Origin of the sequence: Parafrankia sp. EUN1f (assembly GCF_000177675.1) — a bacterium.
In the GTDB taxonomy this organism is placed as follows: Bacteria; Actinomycetota; Actinomycetes; order Frankiales; family Frankiaceae; genus Parafrankia.
The window spans coordinates 1-8,407 of the sequence record NZ_ADGX01000249.1 but is presented as its reverse complement, the minus strand read 5'-3'; the positions used below and the strand labels follow the sequence as shown (position 1 = coordinate 8,407).

The 8,407-nt window shown below is 68.4% G+C and carries 9 protein-coding genes and 1 pseudogene; 6 read left to right on the top strand and 4 right to left on the bottom strand.

Going from position 1 to position 8,407, the window contains the following annotated elements; translation table 11 throughout:
• On the bottom strand, positions 1 to 289 hold a 289-nt coding region (locus FREUN1FDRAFT_RS36715; protein ID WP_198144576.1), incomplete at its 3' end, for an epoxide hydrolase N-terminal domain-containing protein.
• Positions 290 to 375: 86 nt separating this feature from the next.
• Between FREUN1FDRAFT_RS36715 and FREUN1FDRAFT_RS36710 the strand changes: the two genes are divergently transcribed.
• The 3 genes and pseudogenes from FREUN1FDRAFT_RS36710 (at position 376) to FREUN1FDRAFT_RS36700 (ending at position 3,530) form a co-directional block, all read left to right on the top strand.
• Positions 376 to 852 carry a MarR family winged helix-turn-helix transcriptional regulator gene (locus tag FREUN1FDRAFT_RS36710; protein ID WP_006545482.1) on the top strand — a complete coding sequence of 159 codons (477 nt, stop codon included), beginning with the start codon at positions 376 to 378 and terminating at the stop codon, positions 850 to 852.
• Between the two features lie 103 nt (positions 853 to 955).
• Positions 956 to 1,860: pseudogene (locus FREUN1FDRAFT_RS45625) on the top strand (class I SAM-dependent methyltransferase).
• Positions 1,861 to 2,099: 239 nt separating this feature from the next.
• Positions 2,100 to 3,530 carry a glycosyltransferase 87 family protein gene (locus tag FREUN1FDRAFT_RS36700; RefSeq protein ID WP_006545480.1) on the top strand — a complete coding sequence of 477 codons (1,431 nt, stop codon included), beginning with the start codon at positions 2,100 to 2,102 and terminating at the stop codon, positions 3,528 to 3,530.
• A 263-nt stretch (positions 3,531 to 3,793) separates the two neighbouring features.
• Here the strand turns inward: FREUN1FDRAFT_RS36700 and FREUN1FDRAFT_RS36695 are convergent, their stop codons facing one another.
• Positions 3,794 to 4,006 carry a hypothetical protein gene (locus tag FREUN1FDRAFT_RS36695; protein ID WP_006545478.1) on the bottom strand — a complete coding sequence of 71 codons (213 nt, stop codon included), beginning with the start codon at positions 4,004 to 4,006 and terminating at the stop codon, positions 3,794 to 3,796.
• A gap of 492 nt (positions 4,007 to 4,498) precedes the next feature.
• Here FREUN1FDRAFT_RS36695 and FREUN1FDRAFT_RS36690 point away from each other — a divergent pair, with 492 nt between their 5' ends.
• From FREUN1FDRAFT_RS36690 to FREUN1FDRAFT_RS36680, 3 genes are all read left to right on the top strand, one after another.
• Positions 4,499 to 5,362, top strand: coding sequence for a helix-turn-helix transcriptional regulator (locus tag FREUN1FDRAFT_RS36690; protein ID WP_006545477.1), 864 nt, complete (start codon positions 4,499 to 4,501; stop codon positions 5,360 to 5,362).
• Positions 5,359 to 5,622, top strand: coding sequence for a DUF397 domain-containing protein (locus FREUN1FDRAFT_RS36685; RefSeq protein ID WP_006545476.1), 264 nt, complete (start codon positions 5,359 to 5,361; stop codon positions 5,620 to 5,622). The genes FREUN1FDRAFT_RS36690 and FREUN1FDRAFT_RS36685 overlap by 4 nt, the downstream gene beginning before the upstream one ends.
• A 536-nt stretch (positions 5,623 to 6,158) precedes the next feature.
• Entirely contained in the window at positions 6,159 to 6,437 is a 279-nt protein-coding gene (locus FREUN1FDRAFT_RS36680) for a hypothetical protein (RefSeq protein WP_006545475.1), read from the top strand.
• A gap of 287 nt (positions 6,438 to 6,724) precedes the next feature.
• On the opposite strand, the gene FREUN1FDRAFT_RS36675 is transcribed toward FREUN1FDRAFT_RS36680, so the two are convergent.
• On the bottom strand, positions 6,725 to 6,988 hold the full coding sequence (locus tag FREUN1FDRAFT_RS36675) for a hypothetical protein (protein ID WP_006545474.1): 264 nt from the start codon (positions 6,986 to 6,988) through the stop codon (positions 6,725 to 6,727).
• Positions 6,989 to 7,106: 118 nt separating this feature from the next.
• On the bottom strand, positions 7,107 to 8,351 hold the full coding sequence (locus FREUN1FDRAFT_RS36670) for a DMT family transporter (protein ID WP_006545473.1): 1,245 nt from the start codon (positions 8,349 to 8,351) through the stop codon (positions 7,107 to 7,109).
• Positions 8,352 to 8,407 lie beyond the last annotated feature (56 nt).

The following is an 8,407-nucleotide window of genomic DNA, read 5'->3' as shown; positions in this document are numbered from 1 at the left end:
GCACCAGGCCGAGCGCATCCGGCCGCGGGCTGCGCACGTGCAGGAAGTGGATTCGCTGGCCATCGATCTCGGTGACGAACTGCGGGTAGCTGTTCAGCTCGGCTTCCGCGGCACGCCAGTCGTACCGGTGGCGCCAGTGGTCGGCCAGCTCCCTGACCCTGCCCAGCGCCACGCCGAACTCGTCGCCGACGCCTGGCAGCTCGTCGGGCCAGCGGGTGCGGTCGAGGCGGGCGTGTAGGTCGTCGAGGTCGCTCTGGGGTACGTCGATCCGAAAAGGCTCGATCTTCATCGTCCACATCCGTTCGCCTAACTAACGTTAGTGTTCCGAACGATAATTCGTTGGGAACACCAACGCAAGGGCCTAGGATGCTGTCCATGCCGGAGCACGACGACCACCACGCGCCGATCAACCCCGCCGCCGTACCCGCGCGCCTGCGGTCACTGACCAGCCGGCTCCTCGGCCGCGGCGCGCTGCACGCGGAGCGGATCTCGAACGCCCATCTCGCCACCGCCGGGGCGACCCGGTGGCACTACTCGGCACTGGTCACGCTGCGCGACAGCGGCCCGGCGAGCCAGGCGGCGCTGAGCGAACGCACCGGCATCCACCGCAGCGACATGGTCGCGGTGCTCGGCGGCCTGGCTGACGCCCGATACGTCGAACGGACCCCTGACCCCGCCGACCGCCGCCGCAACATCGTCACGATCACCCCCGCCGGACGCGCCCACCTGAGCACCCTGGACCGACTCGTCGACGAGTCCCAGGAGGAGCTGCTCGCGCCACTCACCTCGGCCGAACGCGCGGAGCTTGTCCGCCTCCTGCAACAGCTGGACGATCACCACTCGGCCCGCTGAACACCCCGAACCGTCGCAACCAATCGCGCGACACACCCCGTCGCATCATTGAAATAAATTTCGTTTTGCGTTAGCCTGAAAGACCGTCGGTAGGTTCATTCCCATGCCTACGGATGATCGACCCAGCCAGACCGCGCTCACCGCTGCCGCCGCCCGGGCAGCCCATCTGCTCGTCGATTCCGAACCATTTCTGTTCTCGGACCCGCTCGCATCGACGATGCTGGGTGAGGGCGCGGATGATCTTATCGGTTATCACCGCCTGCATGGCTCGCATCTGGTGCTCGCGAACGCCCGTGCCATGGTGACCACCCGCGCCGGCTACACCGAACACCGACTTCGCCAGGCGCTCGAACGCGGAACGACCCAGTACCTTCTGCTCGGTGCGGGCCTCGACTCGTTCGCCTACCGATCGCCGCTGGCCGCGGCATCACCGTATTCGAGGCCGACCAGGCCGCCACCCAGCGCTGGAAAATCGCGCGACTGGCCGCGGCCGGAAGTCCGGTGCCGGAAAATGTCAGGTTCCTGCCGATCGACCTCGGTTCCGAGCCACTGGACGCCCTGCTCCGCGACATCGGGCTCAGTTTCAGCCGGCCCGTCTTCGTGAGTTGGCTCGGCGTCACCTTCTATCTCACGCGCGCCGCGGTGGAGGAGGTGCTCCGAGTCGTCGGCGCGCTCGCACCGGGAAGCGAGATCGTGCTGGAATACATGCTTCCCGACGGCGTGCGCGATGCCGACGGCCAGGCCTATGTGGAAGCGGTTGCACCGATGGCTGCCCAGCAGGGCGAGCCGTGGCTGACCTTCCTGCACCCCGAGGAGGTCCATGCCCTGCTGGCGCGCCACGGCCTCGCGATGGTCGAGGATGTCGGACCGGTCGAAGCGCTCGGGAGCCGGCTGTGGGCGAACCGACAGGACGCGCTGCGGGTCACCGGGCTCTCCAGACTCGCATACGCGGCGGTCGGGTCCGCTACGACGGCTTCGGCCGACCGGCCGGGCGGTCAGCCGGAATAGTTGCACGACGAACAGTTGACGGCCGTTGCCTTCCCCGCGCCCCGTCGTTGGCATTTCGGCGCCGGAAACCTCCAGCAGCTCATAGCGGACCCCGCCCCACCGACCGGTCATTTCGGGGAATACAGTTCCTTCGGGCCTGACCGGGATCCACCCGGCAGCGAGTGTGCCCGAAGGTCGCCGTAGCGACCCCGACAGGTGCGCCGTGAGATTCACGCGGCCCACTGACCGGGGGGCCAGCTGTGGAAGACGCATTGCCGGGAACACCGCGGCGGATCCAGCCCCGGATTGCGTTTCGCGTCGTTGGGATCGCGCTCGGACTCGTCTTCACCAGCGCTTTCCTCTACTTCGCCGTGACAAGCAGGCTGGTGGACCTCGCGGTCTACCGCCTGGGCGGTGCCGCGGTCCTCGACGGCGCGGATCCCTATGCGCGGCTGCAGCCCGATTCCGGGCTCCCGTTCACCTACACGCCTTTCGCCGCCGCGCTCTTCGCGCCGATCTCGCTTCCGCCGCCGTGGGTCGCCCAGACTCTGTGGACCACCGCACTGCTGGTCAGCCTCTACTTCTTCGGCGCGGTGTCGATGGACGCGGTGCGGCCCCGGCCCAGGTCGGATCGGCGCGGACGGATCCTGACCCACGGGGCTGTCGCCGGTTTCGCGCTACTGCTCGAACCTGTTCGCAACACCTTCAGCTTTGGTCAGATCAACACGATCCTCGCACTCATGATCATGATTGATCTCTTCGGTCGGCTCCGGCTCCTCCCGCGCGGCACCCTGGTGGGCATCGCCGCCGGGATCAAACTGACGCCCCTCATCTTCCTTCCGTACCTGCTGTGCGTCGGCAGGTGGCGTGACGCCGTGACGGGCACGGCCGCGTTCTGCGTCACCGTGGCGGTCGGGTTTGCTGTGAGTGCCGGACCCTCGACCACGTTCTGGACGCACACCATGCTGGACGCGGACCATGTGGGTGGCGTCCCGTACGTCGGAAACCAGTCCCTGCTGGGCGTGCTGTCACGCCTGCTGGCAGGCCAGGACCAGGCGCAGCCCTTCTACCTGCCGATCGCGGGGCTGTTGCTCGTCACCGGGCTGGCCGCCGCGGTGTTCCTGTGCCGCACCGGTCAGCCGTTGCTGGGCGCCTCGACCTGCGCCCTGACCGGGCTGCTCGTCTCGCCGGTCTCCTGGAGCCATCACTGGGTCTGGCTGCTGCCACTCCTGCTCTGTCTGTTCGCCGACCCGGCCAGACCGCCCTGGGGCCGGGCCGCGGCGCTGACCGGCTACTCCCTGGCTGCCCTCGCACCGATCTGGTGGGTACCTCGAGGCGACAACGTCGAGTTCACGCACAATGCCTGGCAGACTGCCTGCGCGAACAGCTACTTCGCGGCGGCGCTCGGCCTGTTGGCGGCGCTGCTCCTGTTCTGCTGGCGGCGCCTGTCCTGCTCACGGCGTGGCTGGGGCGATCCGCACTCCGCGGATCCGAACGGCGTTGATCCGAACGGCGTTGATCCGAACGACTGTGATCCGAACGACTGTGATCCGCGCGGCGGTGCTCAGGAGGCCGTGACCTGCCGGCGCAGCCGGTTACGCGGACGTGGGCTGACCGTGCCCGGGGGCGGCGCCGACGGTGGCACGAAGGTCGACGGTGGTACCGGTGCCGGCGAGGGCGGCAGGCAGTAGCCGTACTCGACCTGGCGCCGCCAGACCGTCAGCCGGCAGTGGTCCGCGCTCACCGTCCAGGTGCGGCGCTCGGCACGGTCCTCCACCTGAATCGGGCCGACGGTCGCCGACTCGGCGGACCGCAGGTGCGCCCAGGTATGAGCGTCCTCCCACCCAGCGAAGGTGCCGACGAGCTCGCCGTCGCCGTCAAAAACCAGGAATCGTCGGATCATCGTTGATCATCCTCGCTTCTCCCCGCCGTTCGGGCGGTTTCACCACGCATTTCACCGAAGCCCACGAACACCGGTCGGCGACAGGAAGGACAACGGCGCGACCAGGTAGTCCACGTAGTGATTCTCGACCGCGAAAGCATCCGCTTCGGATGCGGAGTCAAAGGCCAGGACGATCCGCCGCGCACGACGCGCGCCCTCGGAGAGGAGAATCACCCCGAACATCGACGATGGGTCGATATCGCCGCCCTCCACCGGCCGTGGCATCGCCGGCCGAACTCGTCTGCCACAGCCGGACGCGGTACGCGAATAACGATTCAACGGGACTCCAGTTCTGCTGGGATGCCCGCACCGGCGGACACACGCCGCGATCGCTGAGACGATCAGGGTGGCGGACCCCTGCACCAGCCCACCCGGAGGGCCGCACCGGCCCATCGGGGCAGCCGAAGCGCACGAGGCACCCGGGGCGCCCGGGGCGGCGTCGAGCCGTGGCTACCCAAGCCGTCCCGACCAGCACCGACGCTCCCCTTGGTAGGTCTATTCATCGACAACATCTCACCCAGGAGCTGGATTTCGCCACTCAAGGTGAGCACCGCTTCTGCAGCATGGAGCTTGCACCACGCATATGCAAGGCCTTGTGTGATGGTTTCGCTACAGATTGCGCACTATCTATGCGATCAGTTTGTGGATGCGTGACGAAATGCGTCCGCAGGATCTCCACTCAGTGGGCATCGCGGACGAGTACCCCAGGAGGGCGCGGTGACAGCGAGGAACAGCGGTCCGACCGTGCGCCGTCGTCGGCTCGGCGCGGAACTGCGCCGGCTGCGGGAGACCGCGGGCATCGAGGTCGAACAGGCCTGCGAAGCACTGCGCTGCTCCACGTCCAAGATCAGCCGACTGGAGAACGGGCGCATACCCGTACGCACCAGGGACGTCGCCGACCTGCTGGAGCTGTATGGGGTTCCTGACGGCGAGCACCGCGCCGCACTGCTCGCCCTTGCCCGCGAGTCCCGGCGGCACGGCTGGTGGCAGGCCTACCAGGATGTCGTCCCCGCCTGGTTCGAGGTCTACATCGGCCTGGAGGCTGATGCCTCCTCGATCAGCGTCTACGAGCCGCAGCTGATCCACGGCCTGCTCCAGACCGCGGACTATGCACGGGCGGTGATGCGGGCAAGCCTGCCGGAGGCCTCCGACGACGAGATCGCACGCCGGGTGGCGCTCAGGCTTGACCGGCAGTCACGGCTGCGCGACGAGAACCCACCCCGGCTCTGGGTCATTCTCGACGAAGCCGTGCTCCGGCGACCGGTGGGCGGGACCAGCACCATGAACCGCCAGCTTCAGCAGGTCGCACAGGCGGCCGAGCTCCCGAATGTCACCGTTCAGGTGCTTCCCTTCGCTGTCGGGGCACATGCCGGGCTGGGCAGCACGTTCTCCGTTCTGAGCTTTGCGGATGAGACGGATCACGATGTGGTCTATATAGAGAAAGGGGCTGGAAGCCTCTACCTCGAACGCCCTTCCGAAATTCGCCGCTATAGAGTCAGGCTCGATCATCTGATGGCGTCCGCACTGAGCCCGGCGGACTCCTTGGTCCTGATTTCTGACGCTTCGGAGGATTTTCGGTGAATACGTCAAGAAAACCGACACTGGCGGACCCGACGACGCTGGAATGGATCAGGAGCCGCCACAGCGGAGGCGAGGGCGGGATGTGTGTGGAGGTGGCACACATCGACGGCGGTGTCGCTGTCCGCGACTCGAAGGCTCCCCTCGGCGCGATGCTCCTCTTCAGCGGCGCCGAGTGGGGCGCCTTCCTCGCCGGCGTTCGGGACGGCCAGTTCGACGACCCGCCTGCCCTACGCACAGTCACGGCCATCGACCGACCCTGACGAGCCGCTCGCCTGACGCCCGACCGGCGACGGGCGCAGCGGCCGGTACCTCGACGGCTCCGGCGGTTCGCGGCTGCCGACGGCCCGCCGGCAGCCGGCCCCGCGGAAACCGCCGCTTCGACCTGCACCGAACGCGGGCGCCCGGGCTGGCGGAGGCCGGAGCGTCCCGCACCGGGCAGCACCGCCACGAGGACGCAGGCGGTCGTTCATCGCCTCTTGCGTAACCGGCCACCGTCACGCACTCTGTAGATGTTCACCCGGTCATCATTGACTGAAGGTGACAAATGTTGCGGCTATGTAGCGTTGAGGATGGGCTCCGCTCGATGGGCTCAGCTCCACCACGGCGCCCATCTCGTAGCGGAGGAGCGATCCCGTGAAGGCCACCGAACGCGCACCGGCCCGACTGCGGCGCTAGCCAGACCGTCACGCCCTTCTCTTCGTAGCGGAGCGCGGTCCGGGCCGTTCGCCCACCACCTCGCACCGCCGCAGTCGCGTCTCCACCGGGTTCCGGTGAGTCCGGGTCCGGTCGAGTCGGGGTGTCCCACTCCGCCGCGGTTTTCGTAGTAGTCCGCCTGTTCCCCTGGTACCGGGAGGTGATTGCCGTGGCCACCGCCACGACCAACCTGCTGAACACTCCTCTGCCCGATCCACGTGTGGAGCGGGTGCGGCGCACAGCCCTCGCCGCCTACGTCGACGGGAAGATCAGCTTCGCGCAGGCCAACTCCCGGGTCCGCAAGGCCATCGATCGCTTCACGCCCACCGCCGGCGCCCACCAGGGCACCAAGGCACTGGACTCCGAAGCGGTGGGGCTCTGAGTCGCGGGAGCCCTTCGCGTGTCGCCGCACACCGGGTGCCGGTTCCTGAAGGCCAACAGCGCAGGAGCCGGCACCGCGGAACCATCGCGGCGGCGTACCAGATCAGAAGGGGCGAGCCGCCGCGAATGCGGCTCTATCCGTAGAGCCGCTCACGCGATGCGCACTTTCAGAAACTCTTGGTAACTCTTCAGATGCCGTGCGTGAGATAGTCGTCGTGGCCGGCCGCCCGGGTTCACCCCCCGATCGCCCGGGCGCCCGGCCGTCCACGCCACTGCGGTGGCAGCGAGTCAGTGCAGGGCAGGCGGCTCGGCCCGGGCCTGATCCTGCTCCAGCGCCACTCGGCTGAGCGCCGCGGTCCAGCGGTGGAAATCAATCAGGGATGCCCGCGGCTCCTGCCGCCACAGGGCCTGCGTGACATACGCCGACAGCCCGTTCGGACCCACCCGGCGCAACACGACGTCCAGCAGGTCGCTCGGCAGGCTCACGGAGACGACCTGATATCCCTGCTCCTGGTGGCCAGGATTGCCGAACCCCGAGCCGTCCGCATACATGCGACCCACCAATCCCGGCCGAGTGCGGCTCTCACCGACCGACAGAACCGCCAGACACGACAGAACCACCGGACACGACCGAGCCGCCGAACATTTCAATCACAAAATCCATCTTTACTCAGCCCTGCGCACTCCGCAACGGGTCGCGAACAAGTCCGAACCGGTCACCGGAACCTGCTTCGGGGCCCCGCCCCTGGGCGCCCCCCGGTGCCGAACCACTGCCGCCGAAGTCCGGGCCGCCCGGCGACGCCGATCCCGGCCAGCCCTCGTCGTCCTCATCGGTGCCGTCGTAACGCCGGTAGCGGCCCTCGCCCCCCATCGAGCCGTAGCTGGCACCGGCTCCCACGACCGTGTCGGCCGAGTGCCGGCCGCCGGAGTGCGCGTCGCTGCCCGGGTGCGTGCCACCTGGATGCGGGCCACCCGGATGTGTCTCGTCCGCCGGCGCGTCTGCCAGCGACTCCTCGTCCTCGATCGACCGGTTGGCAGCCGAGCGGTCCCGGCCGAGCGCGGCGATACCAGCCGCGACCATGACCAGCGAGATGACGAACGCGATCAGGCGCGGGCCGTCCGGCGCGGGCTCGTCGAACAGGGTCAGCCCGAGTGTCACGGGTAGAAAGGCCGAGACCCCGCTGGTCACCGGAAAGGCGATCACCGCGGCACGCCCCTGCAGGCCTCGTTGCTCCAGCCCAAGCGCCAGCACGGAAAAGAGCACCAGGAGATACGGCGTGGGCGTCGACAGCAGATCGATCAACGTGGTGTCACCGTTGCGGCGTTCGTTCACCGCCAGGCCGATCTGTCGGGTCGCCAACGTCGCGATGGCGTAGCTGACCCCGGCCGCCAGCCCGAAGCCCAGCGCCGCGCCCGCGATCTGTTGTCGGGCGGAGGCCAGGTTCGCGCCGAAGGCGCACAGCAGCGAGAAGATCAACCCCAGCACCAGGAAGGCGAGCAGTACGTCGTTGCCCGCGGGACTTCCGACCTCGGCGTGATGATGGAACGCGTAGGCCAGCAGCACGACGCCGGCCACCATGAGGCCCACCCCGCTCCAGCCGCCTCGGCTGATGTGCTCCCCCAGAAGCCTGCGGGCCAGCAGGGTGAACACGATCATGTCGAGCGCCATGACCGGCGCCACCAGGGCGACCGGTGCCACGGACAGCGCGTAGACCTCCAGCAGGAACGACCCTGCCTCGACGGCCAGGCCGACCAGCCACAGCGGACGGGTCGCGAGGCGCGCGAGCAGCCCCAGGCCAAGCCCGGTTCCGGCTTCCTCCCTGCGCGCGGCCATCGCCTGAATCAGCGGAGCGACCCCATACAGGGCCGCGGAGACGACGGTTGTAGGCAGCCCGACAACAAGCGCCGTGTTCATGCTCGGCTCACCCCCGCAGCGTCCCATCCGCCTATGACGGCATCCGAGCCGGGGTA

What these genes read in the sequence shown, in the direction of transcription:
- FREUN1FDRAFT_RS36710 (WP_006545482.1), top strand. Translation starts at nt 376, where the DNA reads ATGCCGGAGCACGACGACCACCACGCGCCGATCAACCCCGCCGCCGTA.
- FREUN1FDRAFT_RS36675 (WP_006545474.1), bottom strand. Translation starts at nt 6,988, where the DNA reads ATGTATGCGGACGGCTCGGGGTTCGGCAATCCTGGCCACCAGGAGCAG.
- FREUN1FDRAFT_RS36695 (WP_006545478.1), bottom strand. Translation starts at nt 4,006, where the DNA reads ATGCCACGGCCGGTGGAGGGCGGCGATATCGACCCATCGTCGATGTTC.
- FREUN1FDRAFT_RS36670 (WP_006545473.1), bottom strand. Translation starts at nt 8,351, where the DNA reads ATGAACACGGCGCTTGTTGTCGGGCTGCCTACAACCGTCGTCTCCGCG.